The following is a 23,070-nucleotide window of genomic DNA, read 5'->3' as shown; positions in this document are numbered from 1 at the left end:
AACGACAAGGCGTGGCGCGCTGAGTGACGTAAATTAGCGCAATTCAGCGACTTACTTTTTTGTCAGCAGAATGTTCTTAAAACCATCCGATTTGCAGTGTAAGGTTGAAAAATAAGATCCTTTATTCCAGGCTTAAACTACACAAAACAACAAAGAGGATGTTTTATGAACAAGTACGTTACAGGATTTCTGGGTGCAGCAGCCGCTCTGACCATGTTGGCCGGGTGTACGACTTACGATCGCACGAAAGATCAGTTCACTCAGCCAGTAGTAAAAGATGTTAAGAAAGGTATGTCGCGCAGCCAGGTTGCGCAGATTGCAGGTAAGCCGTCTTCTGAAGTGAGCATGATTCATGCGCGCGGTACCTGCCAGACCTACATTTTGGGTCAACGTGATGGTAAAACTGAGACTTACTTCGTAGCCCTCGACGATACCGGTCATGTAATGAACTCTGGCTACCAGACCTGTGCTGAGTATGATACTGACCCACAGGCACCTAAACAGTAATCGTTCATTTTCCTGAGCACTACGTAAGCCCGACGAATTCGTCGGGCTTTTTTGTGGTTTCTGATGCTTATTTAATTGCGCGAATTATTTTGACTAAAATGTGAAGGGAATCATAAGGCGAGGTCAATGAGAGACAATTTTGGCTGAGGAGGAATTATCCTGGCCTGGAGAGATACCGTATACTCAACACATAAACAAAAGTGAAACATCTGATGTTGAAATGGGTTCATGGGCGGAAGGAACGAAGCCCGATGATGGCAGATTCGATAAGTTGAGGAAGCGTGAATGGAAAAGAAACATATCTATCTTTTTTGCTCTGCAGGGATGTCGACTTCATTACTGGTCTCCAAAATGCGTGCGCAGGCGGAGAAATATGAAGTACCAGTCATTATTGAAGCATTCTCAGAAAGCTTTGCCGCAGAAAAAGGCCCACAGGCCGATGTTGTATTACTGGGGCCACAAATTGCGTACATGAAGGCAGATATTCAAAAATTGCTGCCTAATAAACCAGTAGAGGTTATTGATTCAGCACTCTACGGTAAAGTCGATGGTTTAGGTGTTCTTAAAGCAGCCGTTGCTGCAATTAAAAAAGCTGCTGCACAGTAATTTTTTTATTTTTCCCGTCAAAGAGTTATTTCACATTTAACGCCGCGGTATTCGCTGCGGCCTTTAAGGGTATTTTTCTATGAGTAAAGTGATCAGTTCGCTTGAAAAGGTACTCCTTCCTTTTGCTATTAAAATAGGAAAACAGCCTCACGTTAACGCAATTAAAAACGGTTTTATTAAGCTAATGCCATTGACCCTCGCGGGGGCGATGTTTGTCTTAATCAACAACGTTTTTTTAAGCTTTGGTGAGGGATCTTTTTTCTATTCAATGGGGATTCGCCTCGACGCGTCGACCATTGAGAACTTAAATAGCTTTAAGGCCATTGGTGGTAATGTTTACAACGGTACGTTGGGCATTATGTCGCTAATGGCGCCTTTCTTTATCGGTATGGCGCTTGCGGAAGAACGTAAAGTTGATTCGCTGGCGGCAGGCCTGTTATCCGTTGCAGCCTTTATGACAGTCACCCCTTACAGCGTCGGAGAAGCCTATGCAGTAGGCGCGAACTGGCTGGGCGGGGCGAACATTATCTCCGGCATTATTATCGGCCTGGTGGTCGCGGAAATGTTCACCTTTATTGTGCATAAAAACTGGGTTATTCGCCTGCCGGATAGCGTTCCCGCATCCGTATCCCGCTCCTTCTCGGCGGTAATTCCTGGCTTTATTATCCTCTCTATCATGGGGATCATCTCCTGGGCGCTGACGCACTGGAGCACGAACTTCCACCAGATAATCATGGACGGCATCTCCACACCGCTGGCCTCAATGGGTGCGATTGTGGGTTGGGCATACGTTATCTTTGTTCCGCTGCTGTGGTTCTTCGGTATCCACGGTTCCCTGGCGCTGACCGCGCTGGACAGCGGCATCATGACCCCGTGGGCGCTGGAAAACATCGCAACCTATCAGCAGTACGGTTCTGTTGCCGCGGCGCTGGAAGCCGGTAAATCGTTCCATGTGTGGGCGAAACCGATGCTTGATTCCTACGTCTTCCTGGGCGGTAGTGGTGCGACTCTGGGCCTGATTATCGCTATCTTCATCGCTTCTCGTCGCGCAGATTACCGTTCTGTTGCCAAACTGGCGCTGCCATCAGGCATCTTCCAGATTAACGAGCCGATTCTGTTTGGCCTGCCAATTATCATGAACCCGGTGATGCTGATTCCGTTCGTACTGGTTCAGCCTATTCTCGCCGCCATTATGATTATCGCGTACTCACTGGGCATCATTCCGCCGATTACCAATATGGCGCCGTGGACTATGCCGACCGGCTTAGGCGCTTTCTTCAGTACCAACGGGAGTATCGCCGCTCTGCTGCTGGCGCTCTTCAACCTGGTTGTCGCCACGCTTATCTACATGCCATTTGTCATCGTAGCCAACAAAGCACAGACGGCCATTGAAGAAGAAGAGAGCGAAGAAGACATCGCGAATGCACTGAAATTCTGATGACGTGCGGTAGTGGAAACGCTACTGCCACCACTAAAAGGAAAAAGTATGTTTGATCTGGACAATATCACAGCAGAACCTGTGCAGGAAAATGACCTCGAAGAAGTGGTGATGGGCCTGATTATCAACTCCGGGCAGGCACGAAGCCTGGCGTATACGGCACTGAAGCAGGCTAAGCAAGGCGATTTTGAAACCGCCAGAGCGACGATGGAGCAATCTCGCATCGCACTGAGTGAAGCGCACCGCGTGCAGACGCAACTCATCGAAAGCGATGAGGGGGAGGGGAAAATGAAGGTGAGCCTGGTATTAGTTCATGCTCAGGATCATCTTATGACCTCAATGTTGGCCCGCGAGCTGGTCGCGGAATTGATCGAGCTTCACGAGAAGGTACAATAGGTTATCCGTATTATGAGGCAGCCTAAGATGATGACCATGGAAATTAATACCGCACGAGAACAGCAACTGTTTGATGGCCGGAATTTTCATGTCTTTATCTACAATAAAACGGAGAGCGTAAGCGGCCTGCATCAGCATGATTACTATGAGTTCACGTTGGTGCTCACAGGCCGCTACTATCAGGAGATTAACGGCAAGCGCGTCCTGCTGGAACGCGGCGATTTTGTCTTCATCCCGTTGGGTTCGCATCACCAGAGCTTCTACGAGTTTGGTGCGACGCGCATCCTCAACGTCGGAATCAGCAAAGACTTTTTCGCCACGCACTATCAGCCGCTGTTGCCATTTTGCCTGGTAGCGTCGCAGGTTTACTCTGTTAAAAGTACTTTTCTCAGCTATATCGAGTCAGTTATTGCTTCGCTACATTTTCGCGAAACTGAATTCGATGAATTTATTGAATTAGTGGCTTTTTATGTGATTAACCGTCTGCGTCATCATCGTGAAGATCAAGCTCAGGATGTGATACCGCAGTGGTTAAAAGCAACGGTCGAAGCCATGCACGATAAAATGAAGTTCGGTGAAGGTGCGCTGGAAAATATGGTTTCGCTCTCCGGGAAGTCTCAGGAGTATTTAACGCGAGCGACTCAGCGCTACTATGGCAAAACACCGATGCAGATTATTAATGATATCCGCATCAACTTTGCCATGAAGCAACTGGAAATTACGAACTACTCCGTTACTGATATTGCGTATGAATCCGGGTACAGCAGCCCCAGTTTGTTTATTAAAACATTCAAAAAGCTGACCTCGTTTACCCCGAGCAATTATCGCAAACGTCTGACGGTCATTAAGTAAAATAATTCACGCACTACGGTATTTTCCGTAGTAATGCGACAGCAAATTTAATATCCGCGCTGAATGTGGAGGGTTGACTGCATTTAGCGGGTGGATCACGAGGGAGAAAGTATGAGCCAGAAATTAAAAGTTGTAACCATCGGCGGCGGCAGCAGCTATACACCAGAATTACTGGAAGGTTTTCTCAAACGTTACCATGAACTGCCGGTAAGCGAATTGTGGCTGGTTGATGTTGAAGGCGGTAAAGAGAAGCTCGATATCATTCACGCGCTGTGTGAGCGTATGGTGGAAAAAGCGGGTGTACCGATGAAAGTCTTCAAAACACTCGACCGCCGTGAAGCGCTGCGTGATGCCGATTTCGTGACCACCCAATTGCGCGTCGGCCAGTTGAAAGCGCGTGAAAAAGATGAGCGTATACCGCTGAGTCACGGCTACCTTGGCCAGGAAACTAACGGCGCAGGTGGCCTGTTCAAAGGTCTGCGTACCATTCCGGTAATTTTTGACATCATTAAAGATGTTCAGGAACTGTGTCCGAACGCGTGGGTGATTAACTTCACTAACCCAGCCGGGATGGTCACCGAAGCCGTCTATCGTCACACCAATTTCAAACGCTTTATCGGTGTATGCAACATTCCGATTGGCATGAAAATGTTTATCACCGATGTGCTGAACCTTTCCGAAAAGGACGATCTTTCCATCGATCTTTTTGGCCTGAACCACATGGTGTTTATCCGCGATGTGCTGGTGAATGGCAAATCGCGTTTCGCTGAGCTGATTGACGGTGTCGCTTCCGGTACCCTGACGGCCAATTCGGTGAAAAATATCTTCGACCTGCCGTTTAGCGAAGGGTTGATTCGCTCTCTGAATCTGATTCCATGCTCTTACCTGCTGTACTATTTCAAAACCAAAGAGATGCTGGCGATTGAAATGGGCGAGTACTACAAAGGCGGCGCACGTGCGCAGGTGGTGCAGAAGGTTGAAAAGCAGCTGTTCGAGTTGTACAAGAATCCAGACCTCAACGTCAAACCGAAAGAGCTGGAGCAGCGCGGTGGGGCGTATTACTCCGATGCCGCATGCGAAGTGATCAACGCTATCTACAATGATAAACAGGCTGAACACTACGTTAACTTCCCCCATAACGGCCACGTGGATAACATCCCGGCGGACTGGGCGGTAGAAATGACGGCGATTCTGGGCCGCGATGGGGCGAAACCACACCCACGCCTGACGCACTTCGATGACAAAGTGCTGGGGCTTATCCATACCATTAAAGCTTTTGAAATTCAGGCAAGCCATGCGGCACTGAGTGGCGACATTAATGACGTTGAGCTGGCGATGAACTTAAGCCCGCTGATTGGCTCTGACAAGGACGCGGAGATCCTCGCGCGTGAAATGATCCTCGCGCACGAAGAGTGGTTGCCAAACTTTGCTGCCACAGTGGAGAAACTGAAAAAGTGACAGGAGGTACGATGGAACGACTGCTGATCGTCAATGCAGATGACTTCGGCCTGAGCAAAGGGCAGAACTACGGCATTATCGACGCCTGTAAAAATGGTGTCGTGACGTCAACCACCGCGCTGGTAAACGGCGCGGAGATTGAACATGCGGCGCAACTGAGCCGCCGTACGCCGGAGCTGGCGGTTGGGATGCACTTTGTTCTGACGCTGGGTGAACCGCTCTCAGAGATGCCGGGGCTGACCCGTGAAGGCAAACTGGGGAAATGGATCTGGCAAATGGCGGAAAACGATACGCTGCCGCTGGACGAAATTGCGCATGAGCTGGCGTGTCAGTTCGATCGTTTCGTCGCTATTTTCGATACTGCGCCAACGCACATTGATAGCCATCACCATGTGCATATGATCCCGCAGATCTATCCGCTGGTGGCGAAGTTTGCTTTAGAGAAGGGTGTGGCGCTGCGTATTGACCGTTCTCTTCCGCAGGCAGAGGGCGCGCCGGATGATGTGCGCAGTAGCGCCGGATTCAGCAGTGAGTTTTATGGTGATGAAATTTCCGAAGCGTTATTCCTGCAGGTACTGGATAAATCTGTGCAACGCGATGAACCCTCCGTTGAGGTGATGTGCCATCCGGCGTTTGTTGATAAGACAATCATGGGCAGCGCTTACTGCTACCCACGACTGGCTGAGCTGGATGTCCTCACTTCGCCATCGCTGAAATATGCCATTGCGGAACGCGGTTATCGTCTCGGCACCTATCGCGACGTCTGATTCTGCGAGTTGAGAGAATGTTGTGCTTTTCGCCCGGTTATCCGTCACCGGGCTTTTTTTTAGGCCGGTATCGCCGCCGTTTTACCTGCTCGAGACCAAACGCGATGCGCCGCGATCAGGCTGAGCAAATCTTCCACGGTTGATTTAGCGATAGCATCGCCTTCGACAATACCTTCTTCACCCTGGCTATCGACATTCAGCAGGCCTTTAAACTGGCGCGCATCGCCCGCCAGCAGGATTGGCTTAAGATGTTTGTAGGCTTCCAGTAGGTAGTATTGCGCGTCGCCACTTTTCAGCAGATCGCTAAGATCGCCGCCCGGCACCACCACCGCATCCACCGTGAGCGAAGGAGAACCCGCGAACGTTCCGGCGATAGGCAGTTCTGAACCATCATCGGCGGTCACTTCCCCCATACGCGAGTAGAGCAGTTTGGCATGCACGCCTTGTGCTTTAAGGCCCTGAAGCAGGGTCAGCACATCAGCGGATGCCGTGTTTTGATTAAGCAGAACGGCCACCACACGTCCTTTTACGCCACCGCTGGGGATAGCATATAAGCTGAGAGTGGGATCTTTATCCAGCCCATTTACATCCGCAGGCGGTTGACGATTTTGCTGCTCGTCATTGAGAGTAATACCTAAATTTTCTGCAACGGCCTGTGCCAGGCGAATATCGACGCTGACAAGTTGATCGACGACCCGTTCACGGATCCACTCGCGTGCGACTTTGCTGAGTTCAAAACTGAAGGCATCGATAATATGCTGTTGCTCAATCGGCGTCTGACTGTTCCAGAAGAGTCGCGGCTGAGCGTAATATTCAGCAAAGGACGGGCTACGTTCACGCACTTTATGCCCATCAACGCGTTCCTGGTATGATTCAAAACCACCCCGTTTCGGTGCAGGCGGCGTTTCACGCGGCCAGTTATCATTAATGGAATTGGGTTCGTAGTTGGCCGGGTTGCTATCGATATCCTGGCGATGCATGCCATCGCGCTGGAAATTGTGATACGGGCAGGTTGGGCGATTGATCGGGATTTCGTGGAAATTAGGCCCACCCAGACGGCTTATCTGCGTATCGGTGTAAGAGAACAGGCGTCCCTGAAGCAGGGGATCGTTACTGAAATCCAGGCCGGGAACAATATGCCCTGGGTGGAACGCGGCCTGCTCATTTTCGGCGAAGAAGTTGTCCGGGTTGCGGTTAAGCATCATTTTGCCGACGAGTTGCACCGGCACCAGCTCCTCGGGAATCAGCTTGGTGGGGTCGAGCAGATCGAAATCGAACTTAAATTCATCCTCTTCCGGGATAAGCTGCAAGCCCAGTTCATACTCAGGATAATCACCGGCTTCAATGGCTTCCCACAGGTCGCGACGGTGGAAGTCGGGATCGCGTCCGGTGAGCTTTTGTGATTCATCCCACACCAGAGACGCCTTACCGGCAACCGGCTTCCAGTGAAAACGAACAAACGTCGCTTTACCTTCGGCATTGATTAAGCGGAAAGTATGAATACCAAAGCCTTCCATGGTGCGATAACTGCGCGGGATCCCGCGGTCGGACATCGCCCAGAATACGTTGTGCAACGTTTCCGGTTGCAGCGAGACATAGTCCCAGAAGGTATCATGCGCGCTTTGCCCCTGCGGTATTGCGCAATGGGGTTCGGGTTTCACGGCATGCACGAAATCGGGAAATTTCAGCGCATCCTGAATAAAGAAGATAGGCGTGTTATTGCCGACCAGGTCAAAAATGCCCTCATCAGTATAGAACTTGGTGGCAAAGCCACGAATATCGCGCACAGTGTCAGCGGAACCCGCGCCACCTTGAACGGTTGAGAAACGCACGAAAACAGGCGTGATTTTCTCCTTTGAGGAGAGGAAGTCCGCTTTCGTGACATCACTCAGGCTCTTATATGGCTGAAAATAGCCGTGCGCCGCAGAGCCACGTGCATGCACGATGCGTTCAGGAATGCGTTCATGGTCAAAGTGGGTGATTTTCTCACGCAGAATAAAATCTTCCAGCAGCGTAGGGCCACGGCTACCGGCACGCAAAGAATTCTGGTCATCGGCAATACGGACGCCCTGGTTGGTTGTCAGCGGGAAGTTTTCGCCGCCTTTACGCTGCTCATCAAGCGCTTTTAATTTCTCATTGCTGGTGTTAGGCGCTTTAAGGCTCCCTGGCGCGGTAGGCTCTTCGCCGGGAGCGGTAGGTTTTGGCGTAGGCCGCCATGAACCGTCCTCAGGCGCCAGGGAATCCAGACCGGGTTTTGACTCTCTGGAATCGTGAACCGGTGATTGATGGGTTTTTGATTTATTGTGTTGATCCGACATGCTCATCTCCTGTTTTCATTACTGAAAATTGGCCGATTTTGCGGCAAGCCCTTCTAACTATAGAACAATCGCCAGCCCTTACCGCTTAAAGGACGACTTTAGGACTATGTAACATTTGCGTCGGCCCGGTATGCCAGCCGTGAATGAGGGGTGCCTGCAATCAGAATCGGTAAATCGCACACACAGGACAGGACTTCGCGAGGTAAAATCGGCTAATATTACCGTTTTCGTTTTTTAAATTGGTCTTTAGTGAATCAACCCATTATGAAACCTCTTCGCCAACAAAATCGTAAGGTTATCAGCTATGTGCCTCGTGTTGAGCCTGCGCCGCCTGAACATGCGATCAAAATGGATGCGTTTCGTGACGTATGGATCCTTCGCGGGAAGTATGTCGCTTTTGTGCTAATGGGGGAGTCGTTTCAACGCTCGCCGGCGTTTACGGTGCCGGAGTCTGCACAACGCTGGGCCAACCAGATTCGTCAGGAAAATGAAGTCTCGGAGTAAATGAGTGCCACTTTTGATAAGGCTCATCGTCGGATAAACGCGCATACGTTCCTGGCAGGCATTGGCCTTTTTGGCGAAATTTTGACGTTATAAAACAAAAAACGCGCAGACAGGCTGCGCGTTTTTTATCACACCAACAGTATTAACGATGCGCCAGTTCCGCATCATCCTCACTGTTCAGAATCTCTTTATCGGTTTGGCGCAGCCATTGGCTGGTCAGGGTGCCTGCAGTCATGGAGCCACTGACGTTCAGAGCGGTACGGCCCATATCGATCAGCGGTTCAACGGAAATCAGCAACGCGACCAGCGTCACCGGCAAGCCCATCGCTGGCAGAACAATCAGCGCCGCGAAGGTTGCACCGCCGCCGACACCTGCTACGCCCGCAGAACTCACGGTGACAATGCCAACCAGAGTAGCAATCCACAGCGGATCGAGTGGGTTGATGCCCACGGTTGGCGCCACCATAACGGCGAGCATTGCCGGATACAGACCCGCACAGCCGTTCTGACCGATCGTCGCGCCGAAAGAGGCGGAGAAGCTGGCGATAGATTCCGGTACACCCAGACGGCGCGTTTGTGCTTCCACGTTTAGCGGAATCGACGCGGCGCTGGAACGGCTGGTGAAAGCGAAGGTGATAACCGGCCACACTTTACGGAAGTATTTCAGCGGGCTGACACCGTTTACGCCCAGCAGCAGGCCGTGTACGGCGAACATGATTGCCAGACCGATGTAAGAAGCCACCACGAAGCTGCCGAGTTTGATGATGTCCTGCAGGTTAGAACCCGCCACGACTTTGGTCATCAGCGCCAGTACGCCATACGGAGTCAGTTGCATGACCAGACGAACCAGTTTCATCACCCAGCTTTGCAGCGTGTCGATTGCCGCAATGACGCGCAGGCCTTTTGGCTCATCATCTTTTAACAGTTTTAACGCAGCCACGCCCAGGAAAGCGGCGAAGATAACGATGCTGATGATAGAGGTTGGGTTCGCGCCGGTCAGATCGGCAAACGGATTTTTGGGTACGAAGGAGAGCAATAACTGCGGCACATTCAGGTCAGCAACCTTTCCAGCATAGTTGCTGTGGATGGCATCAAGGCGTGCGGTTTCCGCAGTACCCTGCACCAGACCTTCTGCCGTCAGGCCAAACAGGTTGGTGACCAGTACGCCGACCAGTGCGGCAATCAGCGTAGTGAACAGCAGGGTGCCAATTGTCAGGAAGCTGATTTTACCCAGTTGTGACGCATTGTGCAGACGGGCTACCGCGCTCAGAATCGAGGCGAAAACCAGCGGCATTACGATCATTTGCAGCAGTTGCACGTAGCCGTTACCGACGACATTGAACCACTGAATAGAATCTTTAAGAATCTGGCTGTCGGAACCATAAATAAACTGTAACGCGAGGCCAAACACGACCCCCATCACCAGACCGACCAGTACTTTTTTTGCCAGACTCCACTGTTTGTGACGCGTTTGCGCCAGCAGCAACAGCAGTGCCGCGAACACGATAACGTTCGCGATTAATGGAAAGTTCATCCCCGTTCTCCTGATTTCATTATATAGCCAGCCTCACCGGGCTGGTCAGATGTGAAAAGGGTAACAGAAGTGACAATCGTCGCTTATATCCAAATGGAATGGATTATGACAAAAGTGATAGTTTTGTGTAGTTATTGTTCGATCTGGTGATTTATAAAGCGATTGAAGGTCATTTGCAGAGAATTAATCATTCCCGAAGACCAGCGTACGGCGCTGTTTTCCGGTAATGACTGCGGCATCCAGACCGCGTAGGCGAACAACGCCATGCACAGAAAACGCTCCAGCTGATTGCCTTTTTGCGGTGCCAGAATCGGCAGACGAAAACGCCAGCGACAGGGCCATAACAGCGGCACACCTGCCGGGGTAAGCATATCGGCAAGGATATGGCTGAGATAGCCCAGCACCATTCCCTGAAGCGCGTCGGCGGGAACAAACCAACTCTCTGGCACTTTTAGATAGAAAACCGTGAGCAGGGCAAAAACGGCCAGCAGGCTATGGGTGAAGCCGCGATGACCAAATGCGCGGGCCACGGGTTTCGACAGCCAGCTTAGCCGCTGGCCGAGGAACGATTTCGGGTGGTCGATATCCGGTAGCAGGCAGGTTAGCACCGCTGACGGCACAATATGCCACCAGTCGCCTTGCGCCAGCACAGGCGTCAGCTCGGCATTTTTTGCAAATACCGCACAGGCGATGGAAAAGAGCAGGTGGCCTTCCGCCGTCATGATAAAACCCGATAAAACTGTCAATTCATACAGTATAGGGTTTTTATACAGTAGGCGGAAGAGGTTACGGTGTAACTCTTTGTTAAAAAATTAACGCGCCAGCCAGCCGCCATCCACTGCCAGCGTATAGCCGTTGATATAGTCAGACGCGGACGATGCGAGAAATACCGCCGGGCCTTTTAAATCTTCCGGTGAACCCCAGCGTCCGGCGGGGATACGGTCGAGAATTTCTTTGCTGCGTTCGGCGTCGTCACGCAGTTGCTGCGTATTATTGGTCGCCATATAACCGGGGGCGATAGCGTTGACGTTGATGTTGTACTGCGCCCATTCGTTCGCCAGCAGGCGTGTAATCCCCAGCACACCGCTTTTAGACGCAGTATAAGAGGGTACGCGGATCCCGCCCTGAAAAGAGAGCATCGAGGCAATATTAATAATTTTCCCGCCGCCGCCCTGATGTATAAACTGTTTTGCCACCGCCTGAGAGAGGAAAAATACCGACTTCAGATTCAGGTTAATCACGTCGTCCCAGTTTTTCTCGCTAAATGACAGGGCCTCTTCCCGGCGGATGGTACCGGCGTTGTTTACCAGAATATCAATACGGCCCATCGCCGCGACGGCCTTTGCCACAATATCCGTAATCGCCTCCTGACGACTGAGGTCAGCCTGAATAGCGGTGAACCGCCGCCCAAGAGCCTGTACTTTGGCGGATGTTTCTTCCGGTATTTTGCGGCTAACGCTGATGATGTCGCAGCCCGCTTCTGCAAGCCCCAAAGCCATTCCTTGTCCCAAACCGGTATCGCACCCGGTGACAAGCGCAACTTTGCCGTTCAGGTTGAAGGCGTTCAGTATCATAGTGACCTCTGTATGCGGTTATTGTCGTTATGGCTGATCTTCACGACAAGCATAGAAGGGCGTGATAAAAAAAACAAACTAAAATGAAACGTTGTTTCAATAATATGACGGGCGTTGGATTTGCGGACAACCAGGTGTTGCCCGCGAAGGGGTTAACCGCGAAGATCGCTCAGCGTCAAGTCGGCTAAGGAGTGCAGTTTCACGTTAGCCAGCACAAAGCGAGGATCGTGTTGTCCTTCTTCCGCAGGCACTACGATAGAGCGCATACGCGCGGCTTTACTGGCGATCATGCCGTTTACGGAATCTTCCAGCGCCACGCAGGTGAGCGGGTCGACGCCCAGTTTCGCAGCACAGTCCAGATAAACCTGCGGATGCGGCTTGCTGTAGGGCAGTTTTTCCGCTGATGCCAGCGCATCGAACTGATCGCGCAGCTCAAACATGGTCAGCACTTTTTCCAGCATATGCAGCGGCGAAGCCGATGCGAGGCCAACTTTCAGACCGTTTGCTTTGCACAGGACGACGGCTTCGCGCACGCCGGGCAGCAGCGGGCGAGTTTCCTCTACCAGACTAATGGCACGTTCGATAATACGCGCCGTGACCTCTTCACGGCTCGGCCCGTTCCAGGGCTGCTGGGCAAACCACAGATCCACCACCATATCGATGCGCAGACCCAGAGTGTCTGGCAGCTCGTTACGGCGGTTAATATCAACGCCAAGGCTCGCGATGACCTCCAGTTCAGCACGATCCCACAACGGCTCGGAATCGATCAGTAATCCATCCATATCAAAAATAGCGGCGAGTATCTGGCGCTCTGCGGACATAACAACCTCTCTGTTGAGTAACTTAGGCGATGAATGCCGTTTAATATGGTATATCATATCGCGCGTAAAGTCGGGAAAAATGGCTGCCAGCAGGTAGACTGATAGGATATAGCCTGACAAAAAGACGTCTGAACAAGGGGAACCCATGACGTATCAACAAGCGGGACGCATCGCGATTCTGAAACGTATTCTAGGCTGGGTGATTTTCATTCCTGCGCTCATTTCAACGCTGATCTCGGTACTGAAATTTATGTACGATCACAGTGAAAAGCAGCCGGGCATCGATGCGGTGATGATGGATTTTGCGCACGTGATGATCGAAATGATGCGTTTCAATACGCCGTTTTTGAACTTCTTCTGGTATAACTCACCGACGCCAAACTTCCAGCAGGGGCTGAACGTGATGTTCTGGGTGATTTTTGCCCTGGTGTTCATCGCGTTGGCCTTGCAGGACTCTGGCGCACGGATGAGCCGTCAGGCGAAGTTTCTGCGCGAAGGCGTTAACGATCAAATGATCCTGGAAAAAGCGAAGGGCGAAGATGGGATGACGCGCGAGGCGCTGGAAGCGAAAATTAAGGTGCCGCATAACACCATTTTCCTGCAAATTTTTCCGCTCTATATCCTGCCGATTGTGGTGATCGTGATCGGTTATTTCTTCTTTAAAGTCCTCGGTTTTCTCTGATCGTTTATGTCGCCCGGTGAATGGCCGGGCGTCGTATTAGTTGGCAGGGATCGCGCGCGGTTTGCCGGATGGATCAACCGCTACGTAAATAAACAGCGCTTCAGTCGCTTTGTAACGCTGACCAATCGGCTCAGATGAGACTTTTTTCACCCACACTTCAATATTCACCGTAATCGACGTATTGCCTTTTTTAACACAGCGCGCATAGCAGCAGACAACATCGCCCACGGCAACCGGACGCAGAAAGGTCATGCCATCTACGCGCACGGTGACGACCCGGCCATGAGCAATCTCTTTTGCCAGAATCGCGCCGCCAATATCCATTTGTGACATTAACCAGCCACCAAAGATGTCTCCATTGGCGTTGGTATCCGCTGGCATGGCGAGCGTGCGTAAAACCAGTTCACCCTGCGGGGCGTCATTTTTCAGTGTCATTATAATCCCTGTGCTTATTCAAAAGACGTCGGGCGGGATGCTACTACGAAATGGGCATCGAGAATAGTCAAACGCGCGTCATACGGGGCTTACGGGAGAAAAAACAGCCAATTAAGCGCTTATCCCAGAAACAGAAATATCACAAAAAGTTGAATATTTTAAAACATAAATCGGGCTAAGCTTTCGCTGACATTTCAATAAAAGGATGAAGACAATGAAGAAAATATCAGGGCTGGTTTTACTGAGCACCCTCATCGCGGCGCCGATTGCTTACGCGGCCCCTGTCGGTACGCTCAGCGTCCATATTCTGAATCAGCAAACCGGTGTTCCGTCTAAAGATGTCGACGTGACGCTGGAAAAACAGCAACCCTCGGGATGGGTAATGCTGGCGACTCAGAAAACGGATAACGATGGGCGCATTAAGTCGCTCTATCCTGAAAAAGAGGATATGCAGCCCGGTGTTTATCGCGTGACGTTTAAAACGGGCGAGTACTTTAAGGCAGAGAAGTTGTCCTCGTTCTTCCCGGAAATTCCGGTGCTGTTTACGGTGACGAAAACGAATGAAAAGTTACATGTCCCTCTGTTACTGAGTCAGTACGGGTATTCGACCTATAAAGGGAGCTGATAATGCATGGCGGGGCGGAATTAACCAGTTTTCTCTAAGAAAACTGGACAAAGACACACTATAATTAAGATGATGGCTCGGATGGGAGACGCAAAATGTACACTCCACTCGTCGCTATTATGTTTATTCTGCTGACAGCCCAGGCGCTTATTGAAATAGGCGTGCTGCGTAGCTGAACAGAATTCCGCACTCCCCCTGGTAATAAAAAAGGCACACTGTGAGTTGTGTGCCTTTTGATTTGCCTGCGATGGCGGTTTACTTTTCTTCCTGCGGCATATGCCGGTAGATGTAAACGCCGCTCAGTACGGTGAACAACAGCGTCATCGCCGTCAGGCCAAAGACCTTGAAATTGACCCAAATGTTTTGCGGCAGCCAGAACGCAATGTAGATATTAGCGAGGCCGCACAGAATAAAGAACACGGCCCAGGCGATATTCAGATTGGCCCACACTGAGGCGGGCAGTGTCAGTTCCTTACCCAGCATGCGTTGAATCAACGGTTTTTTCATCACCCACTGGCTCACCAACAGCGCACCAGCGAACAACGCGTAAATCACGGTGACTTTCCACTTGATAAATTCATCGTTGTGGAAGAAGAGCGTTAAACCGCCGAAGACCGCGACCAGCACAAAGGTGATAAGCGCCATCTTTTCAACTTTGCGGTAGCGCACCCAGCTGTAGATCAACACGATAGCGGTTGCAACGATCAGCGCTGAGGTTGCGGCATAGATGTCGTAAATCTTATAAAAGGCGAAGAAGACGACCAGCGGTAAAAAATCCAGAAACTGCTTCATACTTCGATTCCGTACTCCAGTTGCGGCCCAACGACCGTCGGGCCCGCAGGAAAAATTAGTTGCGAATAAGCATATACAAGCGGAATAAATAAATCAGCAACACGGCAGAGATAAGGTTGCTGAGCGTATTCACCACTACCGCGCCTACGTTTGGCGTCAACACGGCGAAGTTCGGTGCGAACACCAGTAACAGCGTTTTCGCCAGCAACCAGCCAATGACCGCCGGCGCCACCAGGCGCATATTGGCCCACGCCAGTTTCATACTGCTACGCATCGACACGAAGATGCCCATTTTATCCTGCACTAACATGACAGGTGCGAAAGCCAGCACAATGGCCAGCAATACGCCCGGCACGACGATCAACATCACGCCCATTTGTACCATAAACGTAGTGAGGAAGATCAATATAAACAGTTTAGGCAGGACAGGCGCACTTGCACCAATAGCACGCAGTGCGCTGACGCGGTGACCGGCAGAAACCAGTTGAATCATCAGCATGACGCCGCCGGCCAGAATGGCGTTGCCAATCAGCCCGGAAAACGTTGATGCCGCTGAAGCACGCAGCAGAATCTGTTGCTGCTCCGGTGTCATGTTTTGGACCAGATCAAACAGGCCGACGCTTCCGGTGAGATTGTCACCCTGGCGCAAGAGAGCAAGCTGTTCATCGCTGGGTGTAAAGGCGTGACCAATCACCACGGTGATAAATGCGCACAGCAGCGCAATCAGCAAAATGGTTAAAAACTGATTACGGAAAAAATTACCCGTGTCACGGTATACGGACTGCGCCGTGATAGACATGCACTCTCCTTGAGTATTGCATCCGCGTCACCCTTCAGGCTGCCTCTAAGTAGGCTGCGCTTACTCGCCCGAATCTCATAGCTGGGTAGCTCATCGGGCTCGCTCGTTAACTGCCTTGATGCAGCGTGAAAGATTTTGCGTAAAGGTGTTAATTAGCCGCTGATTGTACCGCAGTTAATACACTCGTTGCAGCCTCAAGACTCGTATGGAAAAGCATATCTTTGTAAAGAGGAGGTAAGCCGTAGTGTGCCCGGGCGCGATTACAGGCGTCGTTCTCCATACCATTATCACCGGACATGGCAAATTCGCGGCAGGGAGTGGGGCGTTCGTGGTACACAGAACAGCTGACCTTGCCGCCAATTTCGCCTTCAAGGGCAGTGCAGCGCGGATGTTTGCTGTTGGTACCCTTCATACAACGTAAAAAAGGGGTGAGGGGCTCAGTAAGCTGCGCAGGAAGCTGGCCGCCGCCATCGTTGGCTTCAGCCCAGTAAAAGGAGACACGGAAATACGCACAACAGGCCCCGCACGTCATGCACGGATTCAAATCGCTCATAGCACACCTGAAAAAAACGCATCAACAGAAATTGTCGTGTCTACGTTATCCAGAGGTTTGAAAGAGAGCAAGTGGGGATCCGGACAATTTTGTTTCAGAAAAATACCGCTGAAATTGATATGGATGCGTATTCATCATCTCAACAAAGTAAGCAAAAATTAATCCAGATCAACAAATGTTAAAATTTAACATTTGGTGTGATCTGTGTTGCTACCTGATTAACTATTTGTAGGTATATTTGCCATGACTAATAAAACCCCTAAAAAAGGAGTGGGTATGAAAAAATTAGCAGTGGCAGCTTTAGCACTTTCTACGCTTTCTGGTGGCGCATGGGCCCATGACGCAGGCGAATTTTTCATTCGTGCAGGTTCCGCAACGGTGCGTCCATCAGAGGGCTCGGATAACGTTCTTGGCGCTCTCGGCGGATTTAATGTTAGCAATAACACACAGTTAGGCCTGACATTTACCTATATGGCAACCGAGAACATCGGTATTGAACTGCTGGCGGCAACGCCGTTCCGCCACAAAGTAGGTACTGGCCCAACGGGGGATATCGCCACCGTTCACCACTTACCACCAACCTTGATGGCACAATGGTACTTTGGTGATTCCAGCAGCAAACTGCGTCCGTACATTGGTGCAGGTATCAACTACACTACGTTCTTTGATAACGATTTTAACAAAACGGGTAAAGAGGCCGGGCTGTCAGACCTTAGTCTGGATGATTCCTGGGGGGCCGCCGGGCAGGTGGGGATGGACTATTTAATCAACCGTGACTGGCTGGTAAACATGTCCGTCTGGTATATGGATATCGACACCAACGTGAAATTTAAACATAACGGCGAGCGTCAAAGCGTCAGTACCCGTCTCGATCCATGGGTGTTTATGTTCTCAGCAGGTTATCGATTCTAACGGATTGCAGGGCTGGTCTTTTGCGACCAGCCCTGGCTGAACTCCGCATCCTGACAATCTCTTCACCCTCATTCCTGCAGCATAAACAGCGTGTTATATCTGGCCCATTCTCGCAGCGCGTCCAGCCACGGATCAAACCATAGGACAATAGCGGGGACATCAATGTCCATCTCAAGAATTAAGCTGGTCACGGCGGCGGCGGCAATTACAATATAATTCGTACACATAAGAACATCCTTATTCTTATTAAATATTAAACGAATTTACAATAATTGAATAACTCTCGGCAGGCAATATCAGTCCTAATGCATTGCAGCTAATTCAATGATGATACCCTGTCAGAATGAAGGCCTGATTTGTGAAAATAGCCATAACTTTCGCCGTCAACCCAGCGGGTTTGCAGGCCTCTCTGCGCAGCCGGGTAGGGCGGCAACGTATGAGAGACTCAGTAACCGTGCATCCGTAAGGAAGGTAAAACACGTTGCCGGGCGAAGAACCATCGATAAGTAAGCGTTTAATTTTAGATTTTTGTTGTAGAAAGGCTTCCTAATCAGAAAATCTTCATTTATTCTCGGCCAGTATTGTTGTAATTTTCCTGGTATTGCAAGAGTATTAGTAAGACTTATTAATTAGAATGTATTGTATTTAGGGAAAGCTTTCCTTAAATGTTAATTAAACATTTAGCGTTTGATGCTAATTTTTGTCTTTCTTGACAGAGATTTAATTTATTATTGTTAATGTTTCACATCATTCGCTTAACGTTAATGTCGGAGGCCAGATGAACAGGAAGTTAAAAGAGATAGATGCGCTCCTTACGGGGTTAAATCGTTCTGTCGGGGGGCACTATCGCTGGTTGGTGCAGGCGTTCCGTCTTATTGCAAAACGTGATGATAGCGTGAATGACATTACCAGCCTCGAAGCACATAATTGTTGCCAATTTGGTGGCTGGTTGAATCAATATCTGGTAACTGATACTGAAGATAAAGGTTTTTTATTAACCATTAATGATAAACATATTCGGGTGCATGAGGTTTGTCGTCAATTAGTCGATTCAGTTTTACAAGATAATATACAAGAGACATTATTTAACGATTTTGAACATGCACTACAGGAATTTGTCGCGGCCATTACCGTTTATCAGACACATTTGTTACAGCTACGTATAAGTTATGATGCATTAACCAGTCTGCCGTTAAGAAGAATCCTGGATGAATCATTTGAAAGCCAGGTAATGGATCGCAGCAATGGTGAACTCTACGTGATGATTCTGGATATCGATCATTTTAAACGCATTAATGATACCTACGGACATATTATTGGCGATGAGGTATTGCGCGCCTTTGCGCAGAAATTGCAGAGTTGCACGCGCAATTACGAGCCAGTGTACCGATTTGGCGGCGAAGAGTTTATCGTGATCCTGAAGGCCAAGGATGAGTCAGAAGCGATGGCGGCTGGCCTGCGCATTACCCGGGCGATTGAACATCATCAAATCAAAGTTGGGCAATATGATATTCCGGTTACGGTCACCTCAGGCTTAACTCGGGCGATCCCGGGGGAATTACTGCGCATTGTGCTTGAACGTGCCGACGGTGCGATGTACGTGGGTAAGCAGTCAGGCAGGAATCGCTGCATGTATATCAATGAACAGGGCTCGATAGAGCGGGTGATTGAATAAAAAAAGCCCGCCGGAAGGCGGGCAAGTAATACTGGAAGCAATGTGAGCAATGTCGTAACGAATACCTGAGTGATTTGCTCAACTATTCGTTGATGAGAAAGATAATGGTTCTCATCTAAGATATCAACCCCACAGTTTGTGTTAATCGCTTTTTTTTCGCATCCAGAAGAAAAAGCTGCCTGTTGGCAGCTTTAAACTGATGACAGACGCAACATTGCCTGATGCGCTACGCTTATCAGGCCTACAAGGTTTCTGCAATATCTTGAATTTGGAATATTTTGTAGGCCGGATAAGGCGTTTACGCCGCATCCGGCAAGAACAAAGCGCACTTTGTCGGCGATCTGAAGCTGCCTGTTGGCAGCTTTAGTTTATTGATAACTTCATTAATAAATATGCCTGTATCTTGCCGGGGGCGCTACGCTTGCCCGGTCTACAGAGTACTACGCCTGGCGCGTTGCCGCTTTCATTGCCTGTGCAAAAGCTTTCAACTCGGCCAGCATAACGTCGGGCTTATCAAGATTCTTCTCGATAATTTTCACTGTGGCAGAGCCAGAAATCGCGCCTGCTGCCCCTGCTTCAATTGAGGCATGCACCTGCTCTGGCGTGGAAATACCAAAGCCCTGTAACGGAGGGGCGGCATGGTACTCCGCCAGTTTCTCAACGAGATGATGCAACGGCAGTGCTGCACGGCTGTCCACTCCCGTTACGCCCGCCCGGGAAAGCAGATAGGTATAGCCGCGGCCATGTGAAGCAATCTGACGCAACAGTTCGTCGTCGGCGTTCGGCGGGCAGATGAAGATAGGTGCCACGTTATGGCGCATTGCCGCCTGGCGGAACGGGGCAGACTCTTCCACCGGCACATCAGCGACCAGGACTGAATCGACCCCCACGCGCGCGCATTCAGCGTAAAACTCATCAATACCGCGGTTAAATACCAGGTTCGCATACATCAGCAGGCCGATAGGCATGGTCGGATGTTTTTGGCGGATCGCCGCCAGCATCTCAAAGCACTGCGTCGGCGTGACGTTCGAGGCGAAAGCACGTAGCGTCGCGCTCTGAATGGTCGGGCCATCCGCCAGCGGGTCGGAGAAAGGAATCCCCAGTTCCAGTGCGTCTGCGCCGCCTTCAATCAGCGCGTCGATAATTTTTAACGACTGCTCCGGGTTCGGATCGCCGAGGGTGACAAAGGGGACAAATGCGCCTTCCTTGCGGGCCGTCAGTTCTGCAAACAGGTTGTCATAACGTTCCATTAGATTTCCCCTCGAGCTTTCAGAATATCGTGTACGGTGAAGATGTCTTTGTCGCCGCGGCCGGACAGGTTAACCACCAGAAGCTGCTCTTTATCCGGATTTTCACGCATCATTTTCAGCGCGTGTGCAAGAGCGTGTGATGATTCCAGCGCCGGGATAATCCCTTCGTGGCGGCTGAGTTCTTTAAAGGCATCAAGCGCTTCGTTATCGGTGATAGAGACATACTCCGCACGGCCAATGCTGTTCAGATACGCATGCTGTGGCCCGACGGACGGGAAATCGAGGCCCGCAGAGATGGAGTAAGATTCTTCAATCTGCCCCTCATCGGTCTGCATCATCGGCGATTTCATACCGAAGTAGATGCCAACGCGACCATGTTTCAGCGGTGCGCCGTGTTCGCCGGTTTCAATGCCGTGACCTGCAGGCTCAACGCCAATCAAACCGACGCTGGTTTCAGTAATAAAATCGGCAAACATCCCGATGGCGTTGGAGCCGCCGCCCACACAGGCGATAACGGCGTCCGGCAGACGACCTTCTTTTTCCAGCACCTGAACTTTGGTTTCTTCGCCAATCATACGCTGGAACTCGCGTACGATGGTCGGGAACGGGTGGGGGCCTGCTGCCGTACCCAGCATATAGTGCGCGGTTTCGTAGCTGCCAGACCAGTCGCGCAGCGCTTCGTTACAGGCATCTTTCAGTGTGGCTGAACCACTGTGTACCGCAATCACTTCCGCGCCCATCAACCGCATACGAAAGACGTTCGGTGACTGGCGTTCAATATCTTTCGCACCCATATAGATACGGCACTTCAGGCCCAGCAGGGCACAGGCGAGCGCCGATGCAACACCATGTTGGCCCGCGCCGGTCTCGGCGATGATTTCGGTTTTGCCCATGCGCTTAGCCAGCAATGCCTGGCCCAGTACCTGGTTGGTTTTGTGCGCGCCGCCGTGCAGCAGATCTTCTCGTTTCAGATACAGCGTGGTTTTGGTACCCGCAGTTAAGTTACGGCATTTGGTCAGCGCGGTCGGACGACCGGCGTAGTTTTTCAGCAGGTCGGTAAATTCCGCCTGAAATTGTGGATCTTTTTGTGCGCTGACGAAGGCTTCTTCCAGTTGACGCAGCGCAGGCATCAGGATTTGCGGAACGTACATTCCGCCAAACTCGCCGAAATAGGGGTTAAGTAACGTGCTCATTGTTGCTCCTTTCATACCTTAATATGCGCGCAGTGTCTGGAAAACCGAGGCCAGTTTGCTGGCATCTTTTATACCCGGTTGCGACTCTACACCTGAATTGAAATCCAGCCCGGCGCAGCCGCTTTTGGCCGCTTCTACGCAGTTATCTGCGCCTAATCCACCTGCCAGAATCACGTTGCTGAGATCGTGACCCTGCAACAGCGTCCAGTCGAAACGTTGTCCTGTACCGCCCTGGCCGTTATCAAACACGTATTTATCTACGTGATGGAGATGACGGGCGGGCAGGGTTTCGCCTACGCTGAGGGCTTTCCAGATTTGTACTGCCGTTGGCAGTTGACTGCGCAGGGCGTCGATATACGCCTGATCTTCATCGCCGTGGAGTTGAACGGCAGTGAGCGACAGTTCGTTTGCGCGTGCGACTACGTCGTGAACGGGAGCGTTGCGGAAGACGCCGACGTAGCCAAGCGGTGCGGCAGCGATGACGTCACGAGCCTGTTCAGGGGTTACCGAGCGAGGAGACGTCGCCACAAAAATCAGCCCGCCATAAATGGCCCCGGCTTCATATGCGGCCTGTGCATCCTGAGGACGAGTCAGGCCGCAAACTTTGTTTTCGCCCAGCAGCACGCGGCGGACTGCCGCATTCAGATCGTCGTGCGACATCAGCGCCGAGCCAATCAGGAAGCCATTAGCAAAGTGGCTTAACTCGCGCACCTGGGCATAGGTGTTAATCCCCGATTCGCTGATCACCGTAACGTCATGGCCCAATCGCGGCGCTAACTGACGGGTGCGATTCAGGTCGATGGAGAGATCGCGCAGATCGCGGTTGTTAATCCCCACCACCTTTGCGCCCAACGCTATCGCACGTTCCAGTTCTTCTTCATTACTCACTTCCGTCAGCACGCCCATTTTCAGGCTGTGGGCGACGGCGGCGAGCTGGCGATATTGTTCATCATCAAGAACCGAGAGCATCAGCAGACAGGCATCGGCCTGGTAAAAGCGCGCCAGGTAAATCTGATAAGGATCGATAATAAAGTCCTTACACAGAATCGGCTGGTGCGCGATTTTGCTGACGATAGGTAAAAACTCAAAGTTACCCTGGAAATATTTCTCATCCGTTAATACGGAAATTGCGGAAGCATAATGCTTGTAGACACCTGCAATACGCGCCGGGTCGAAATCATCACGGATGACACCTTTCGACGGGGAGGCTTTTTTACACTCCAGAATAAACGCGGTGCGTGTACCGCGCAGCGCATCGTAGAAACTACGTTGCGTAGGCTGAACATCATTCTGGAACGTGGCTAACGGTTGTTGTTGTTTACGGGCTTCTACCCAAATCGCTTTATCGGCTACGATTTTTGCTAATACGGTCTGCATTT

Annotated in this window: 25 protein-coding genes; 12 read left to right on the top strand and 13 right to left on the bottom strand. The window is 50.9% G+C overall.

What is annotated here, in order from left to right; all coding sequences use genetic code 11:
• Window positions 1-165 precede the first annotated feature (165 nt).
• The 7 genes from osmE (at window position 166) to chbG (ending at window position 6,024) form a co-directional block, all read left to right on the top strand.
• Window positions 166-507, top strand: a complete 342-nt coding sequence (gene osmE / locus ACOXYR_RS11570) for an osmotically-inducible lipoprotein OsmE (RefSeq protein ID WP_108475647.1) — start codon at window positions 166-168, stop codon at window positions 505-507.
• Window positions 508-792: 285 nt separating this feature from the next.
• Entirely contained in the window at window positions 793-1,113 is a 321-nt protein-coding gene (locus tag ACOXYR_RS11565; protein ID WP_108475646.1) for a PTS sugar transporter subunit IIB, read from the top strand.
• A 79-nt stretch (window positions 1,114-1,192) separates the two neighbouring features.
• Window positions 1,193-2,551 carry a PTS N,N'-diacetylchitobiose transporter subunit IIC gene (chbC, locus tag ACOXYR_RS11560; RefSeq protein WP_108475645.1) on the top strand — a complete coding sequence of 453 codons (1,359 nt, stop codon included), beginning with the start codon at window positions 1,193-1,195 and terminating at the stop codon, window positions 2,549-2,551.
• A gap of 48 nt (window positions 2,552-2,599) precedes the next feature.
• Complete coding sequence (gene chbA, locus ACOXYR_RS11555; RefSeq protein WP_015964750.1) at window positions 2,600-2,947, top strand: PTS N,N'-diacetylchitobiose transporter subunit IIA; 348 nt, start codon at window positions 2,600-2,602, stop codon at window positions 2,945-2,947.
• A 12-nt stretch (window positions 2,948-2,959) separates the two neighbouring features.
• The gene (gene chbR / locus ACOXYR_RS11550; protein WP_255415258.1) at window positions 2,960-3,799 is read left to right on the top strand and encodes a transcriptional regulator ChbR; all 840 of its coding nucleotides are present in this window, start codon (window positions 2,960-2,962) and stop codon (window positions 3,797-3,799) included.
• A 111-nt stretch (window positions 3,800-3,910) separates the two neighbouring features.
• A complete protein-coding gene (locus ACOXYR_RS11545) occupies window positions 3,911-5,257 on the top strand; it encodes a 6-phospho-beta-glucosidase (protein ID WP_407732668.1) in 1,347 nt (448 codons plus the stop codon).
• An 11-nt stretch (window positions 5,258-5,268) separates the two neighbouring features.
• Entirely contained in the window at window positions 5,269-6,024 is a 756-nt protein-coding gene (gene chbG, locus ACOXYR_RS11540; RefSeq protein ID WP_108475642.1) for a chitin disaccharide deacetylase, read from the top strand.
• A gap of 59 nt (window positions 6,025-6,083) precedes the next feature.
• On the opposite strand, the gene katE is transcribed toward chbG, so the two are convergent.
• Window positions 6,084-8,342 carry a catalase HPII gene (katE, locus tag ACOXYR_RS11535; protein ID WP_421355192.1) on the bottom strand — a complete coding sequence of 753 codons (2,259 nt, stop codon included), beginning with the start codon at window positions 8,340-8,342 and terminating at the stop codon, window positions 6,084-6,086.
• A gap of 249 nt (window positions 8,343-8,591) precedes the next feature.
• On the opposite strand from katE, the gene cedA reads away from it, so the two are divergent.
• A complete protein-coding gene (cedA, locus tag ACOXYR_RS11530; RefSeq protein ID WP_421355191.1) occupies window positions 8,592-8,846 on the top strand; it encodes a cell division activator CedA in 255 nt (84 codons plus the stop codon).
• Window positions 8,847-8,988: 142 nt separating this feature from the next.
• Here cedA and ACOXYR_RS11525 read toward each other — a convergent pair whose 3' ends face one another.
• From ACOXYR_RS11525 to hxpB, 4 genes are all read right to left on the bottom strand, one after another.
• Entirely contained in the window at window positions 8,989-10,380 is a 1,392-nt protein-coding gene (locus ACOXYR_RS11525) for an L-cystine transporter (RefSeq protein ID WP_015964744.1), read from the bottom strand.
• A gap of 131 nt (window positions 10,381-10,511) precedes the next feature.
• Window positions 10,512-11,102 carry a metal-dependent hydrolase gene (locus ACOXYR_RS11520; RefSeq protein WP_108475639.1) on the bottom strand — a complete coding sequence of 197 codons (591 nt, stop codon included), beginning with the start codon at window positions 11,100-11,102 and terminating at the stop codon, window positions 10,512-10,514.
• A gap of 90 nt (window positions 11,103-11,192) precedes the next feature.
• Entirely contained in the window at window positions 11,193-11,954 is a 762-nt protein-coding gene (gene kduD, locus ACOXYR_RS11515) for a 2-dehydro-3-deoxy-D-gluconate 5-dehydrogenase KduD (protein WP_421355190.1), read from the bottom strand.
• Window positions 11,955-12,106: 152 nt separating this feature from the next.
• Window positions 12,107-12,775 (bottom strand): hexitol phosphatase HxpB, encoded by a 669-nt coding sequence (gene hxpB, locus ACOXYR_RS11510; protein WP_421355189.1) that lies wholly within the window; start codon window positions 12,773-12,775, stop codon window positions 12,107-12,109.
• A gap of 145 nt (window positions 12,776-12,920) precedes the next feature.
• Between hxpB and ACOXYR_RS11505 the strand changes: the two genes are divergently transcribed.
• Window positions 12,921-13,457, top strand: a complete 537-nt coding sequence (locus tag ACOXYR_RS11505) for a YniB family protein (protein WP_108475636.1) — start codon at window positions 12,921-12,923, stop codon at window positions 13,455-13,457.
• A gap of 36 nt (window positions 13,458-13,493) precedes the next feature.
• On the opposite strand, the gene yciA is transcribed toward ACOXYR_RS11505, so the two are convergent.
• Window positions 13,494-13,892 carry an acyl-CoA thioester hydrolase YciA gene (yciA, locus tag ACOXYR_RS11500; RefSeq protein WP_108475635.1) on the bottom strand — a complete coding sequence of 133 codons (399 nt, stop codon included), beginning with the start codon at window positions 13,890-13,892 and terminating at the stop codon, window positions 13,494-13,496.
• Between the two features lie 214 nt (window positions 13,893-14,106).
• On the opposite strand from yciA, the gene uraH reads away from it, so the two are divergent.
• Window positions 14,107-14,517, top strand: coding sequence for a hydroxyisourate hydrolase (gene uraH, locus ACOXYR_RS11495; protein WP_108475634.1), 411 nt, complete (start codon window positions 14,107-14,109; stop codon window positions 14,515-14,517).
• Between the two features lie 255 nt (window positions 14,518-14,772).
• Here uraH and ACOXYR_RS11490 read toward each other — a convergent pair whose 3' ends face one another.
• The 3 genes from ACOXYR_RS11490 to ACOXYR_RS11480 all read right to left on the bottom strand — a co-directional run bounded on the left by ACOXYR_RS11490 (window position 14,773) and on the right by ACOXYR_RS11480 (window position 16,661).
• On the bottom strand, window positions 14,773-15,309 hold the full coding sequence (locus ACOXYR_RS11490; RefSeq protein WP_108475633.1) for a septation protein A: 537 nt from the start codon (window positions 15,307-15,309) through the stop codon (window positions 14,773-14,775).
• A gap of 55 nt (window positions 15,310-15,364) precedes the next feature.
• Entirely contained in the window at window positions 15,365-16,108 is a 744-nt protein-coding gene (locus ACOXYR_RS11485; RefSeq protein WP_108475632.1) for a YciC family protein, read from the bottom strand.
• A gap of 148 nt (window positions 16,109-16,256) precedes the next feature.
• Window positions 16,257-16,661, bottom strand: coding sequence for a YkgJ family cysteine cluster protein (locus ACOXYR_RS11480; protein ID WP_421355188.1), 405 nt, complete (start codon window positions 16,659-16,661; stop codon window positions 16,257-16,259).
• A 276-nt stretch (window positions 16,662-16,937) separates the two neighbouring features.
• Between ACOXYR_RS11480 and ompW the strand changes: the two genes are divergently transcribed.
• Window positions 16,938-17,573, top strand: coding sequence for an outer membrane protein OmpW (gene ompW, locus ACOXYR_RS11475; protein WP_108475630.1), 636 nt, complete (start codon window positions 16,938-16,940; stop codon window positions 17,571-17,573).
• A 68-nt stretch (window positions 17,574-17,641) separates the two neighbouring features.
• Here ompW and ACOXYR_RS11470 read toward each other — a convergent pair whose 3' ends face one another.
• The gene (locus tag ACOXYR_RS11470; protein ID WP_421355187.1) at window positions 17,642-17,800 is read right to left on the bottom strand and encodes a hypothetical protein; all 159 of its coding nucleotides are present in this window, start codon (window positions 17,798-17,800) and stop codon (window positions 17,642-17,644) included.
• A gap of 551 nt (window positions 17,801-18,351) precedes the next feature.
• Here ACOXYR_RS11470 and ACOXYR_RS11465 point away from each other — a divergent pair.
• Window positions 18,352-19,248: a diguanylate cyclase gene (locus tag ACOXYR_RS11465; RefSeq protein ID WP_113858665.1), complete on the top strand. Its 897-nt coding sequence runs from the start codon at window positions 18,352-18,354 to the stop codon at window positions 19,246-19,248.
• 440 nt (window positions 19,249-19,688) lie between these two features.
• Here ACOXYR_RS11465 and trpA read toward each other — a convergent pair whose 3' ends face one another.
• The 3 genes from trpA to trpCF are packed head-to-tail and all read right to left on the bottom strand — an operon-like array spanning window position 19,689 to window position 23,068.
• Complete coding sequence (gene trpA, locus ACOXYR_RS11460) at window positions 19,689-20,498, bottom strand: tryptophan synthase subunit alpha (protein ID WP_108475628.1); 810 nt, start codon at window positions 20,496-20,498, stop codon at window positions 19,689-19,691.
• Complete coding sequence (gene trpB, locus ACOXYR_RS11455) at window positions 20,498-21,691, bottom strand: tryptophan synthase subunit beta (RefSeq protein ID WP_108475627.1); 1,194 nt, start codon at window positions 21,689-21,691, stop codon at window positions 20,498-20,500. The genes trpA and trpB overlap by 1 nt, the downstream gene beginning before the upstream one ends.
• Before the next feature lie 18 nt (window positions 21,692-21,709).
• Window positions 21,710-23,068, bottom strand: coding sequence for a bifunctional indole-3-glycerol-phosphate synthase TrpC/phosphoribosylanthranilate isomerase TrpF (gene trpCF, locus ACOXYR_RS11450; protein ID WP_350435427.1), 1,359 nt, complete (start codon window positions 23,066-23,068; stop codon window positions 21,710-21,712).
• Between the last annotated feature and the right edge of the window lie 2 nt (window positions 23,069-23,070).

The organism is Pseudocitrobacter faecalis, assembly GCF_965231525.1.
Classification (GTDB): Bacteria; Pseudomonadota; Gammaproteobacteria; order Enterobacterales; family Enterobacteriaceae; genus Pseudocitrobacter; species Pseudocitrobacter faecalis.
This window is presented reverse-complemented; position numbering and strand designations above follow the sequence as displayed.

Coding starts and splice junctions, on each gene's coding strand:
- osmE (WP_108475647.1), top strand. CDS start 166: ATGAACAAGTACGTTACAGGATTTCTGGGTGCAGCAGCCGCTCTGACC.
- ACOXYR_RS11565 (WP_108475646.1), top strand. CDS start 793: ATGGAAAAGAAACATATCTATCTTTTTTGCTCTGCAGGGATGTCGACT.
- chbC (WP_108475645.1), top strand. CDS start 1,193: ATGAGTAAAGTGATCAGTTCGCTTGAAAAGGTACTCCTTCCTTTTGCT.
- chbA (WP_015964750.1), top strand. CDS start 2,600: ATGTTTGATCTGGACAATATCACAGCAGAACCTGTGCAGGAAAATGAC.
- chbR (WP_255415258.1), top strand. CDS start 2,960: ATGAGGCAGCCTAAGATGATGACCATGGAAATTAATACCGCACGAGAA.
- ACOXYR_RS11545 (WP_407732668.1), top strand. CDS start 3,911: ATGAGCCAGAAATTAAAAGTTGTAACCATCGGCGGCGGCAGCAGCTAT.
- chbG (WP_108475642.1), top strand. CDS start 5,269: ATGGAACGACTGCTGATCGTCAATGCAGATGACTTCGGCCTGAGCAAA.
- katE (WP_421355192.1), bottom strand. CDS start 8,342: ATGTCGGATCAACACAATAAATCAAAAACCCATCAATCACCGGTTCAC.
- ACOXYR_RS11525 (WP_015964744.1), bottom strand. CDS start 10,380: ATGAACTTTCCATTAATCGCGAACGTTATCGTGTTCGCGGCACTGCTG.
- ACOXYR_RS11520 (WP_108475639.1), bottom strand. CDS start 11,102: ATGACGGCGGAAGGCCACCTGCTCTTTTCCATCGCCTGTGCGGTATTT.
- kduD (WP_421355190.1), bottom strand. CDS start 11,954: ATGATACTGAACGCCTTCAACCTGAACGGCAAAGTTGCGCTTGTCACC.
- hxpB (WP_421355189.1), bottom strand. CDS start 12,775: ATGTCCGCAGAGCGCCAGATACTCGCCGCTATTTTTGATATGGATGGA.
- ACOXYR_RS11505 (WP_108475636.1), top strand. CDS start 12,921: ATGACGTATCAACAAGCGGGACGCATCGCGATTCTGAAACGTATTCTA.
- yciA (WP_108475635.1), bottom strand. CDS start 13,892: ATGACACTGAAAAATGACGCCCCGCAGGGTGAACTGGTTTTACGCACG.
- uraH (WP_108475634.1), top strand. CDS start 14,107: ATGAAGAAAATATCAGGGCTGGTTTTACTGAGCACCCTCATCGCGGCG.
- ACOXYR_RS11490 (WP_108475633.1), bottom strand. CDS start 15,309: ATGAAGCAGTTTCTGGATTTTTTACCGCTGGTCGTCTTCTTCGCCTTT.
- ACOXYR_RS11485 (WP_108475632.1), bottom strand. CDS start 16,108: ATGTCTATCACGGCGCAGTCCGTATACCGTGACACGGGTAATTTTTTC.
- ACOXYR_RS11480 (WP_421355188.1), bottom strand. CDS start 16,661: ATGAGCGATTTGAATCCGTGCATGACGTGCGGGGCCTGTTGTGCGTAT.
- ompW (WP_108475630.1), top strand. CDS start 16,938: ATGAAAAAATTAGCAGTGGCAGCTTTAGCACTTTCTACGCTTTCTGGT.
- ACOXYR_RS11470 (WP_421355187.1), bottom strand. CDS start 17,800: ATGTGTACGAATTATATTGTAATTGCCGCCGCCGCCGTGACCAGCTTA.
- ACOXYR_RS11465 (WP_113858665.1), top strand. CDS start 18,352: ATGAACAGGAAGTTAAAAGAGATAGATGCGCTCCTTACGGGGTTAAAT.
- trpA (WP_108475628.1), bottom strand. CDS start 20,498: ATGGAACGTTATGACAACCTGTTTGCAGAACTGACGGCCCGCAAGGAA.
- trpB (WP_108475627.1), bottom strand. CDS start 21,691: ATGAGCACGTTACTTAACCCCTATTTCGGCGAGTTTGGCGGAATGTAC.
- trpCF (WP_350435427.1), bottom strand. CDS start 23,068: ATGCAGACCGTATTAGCAAAAATCGTAGCCGATAAAGCGATTTGGGTA.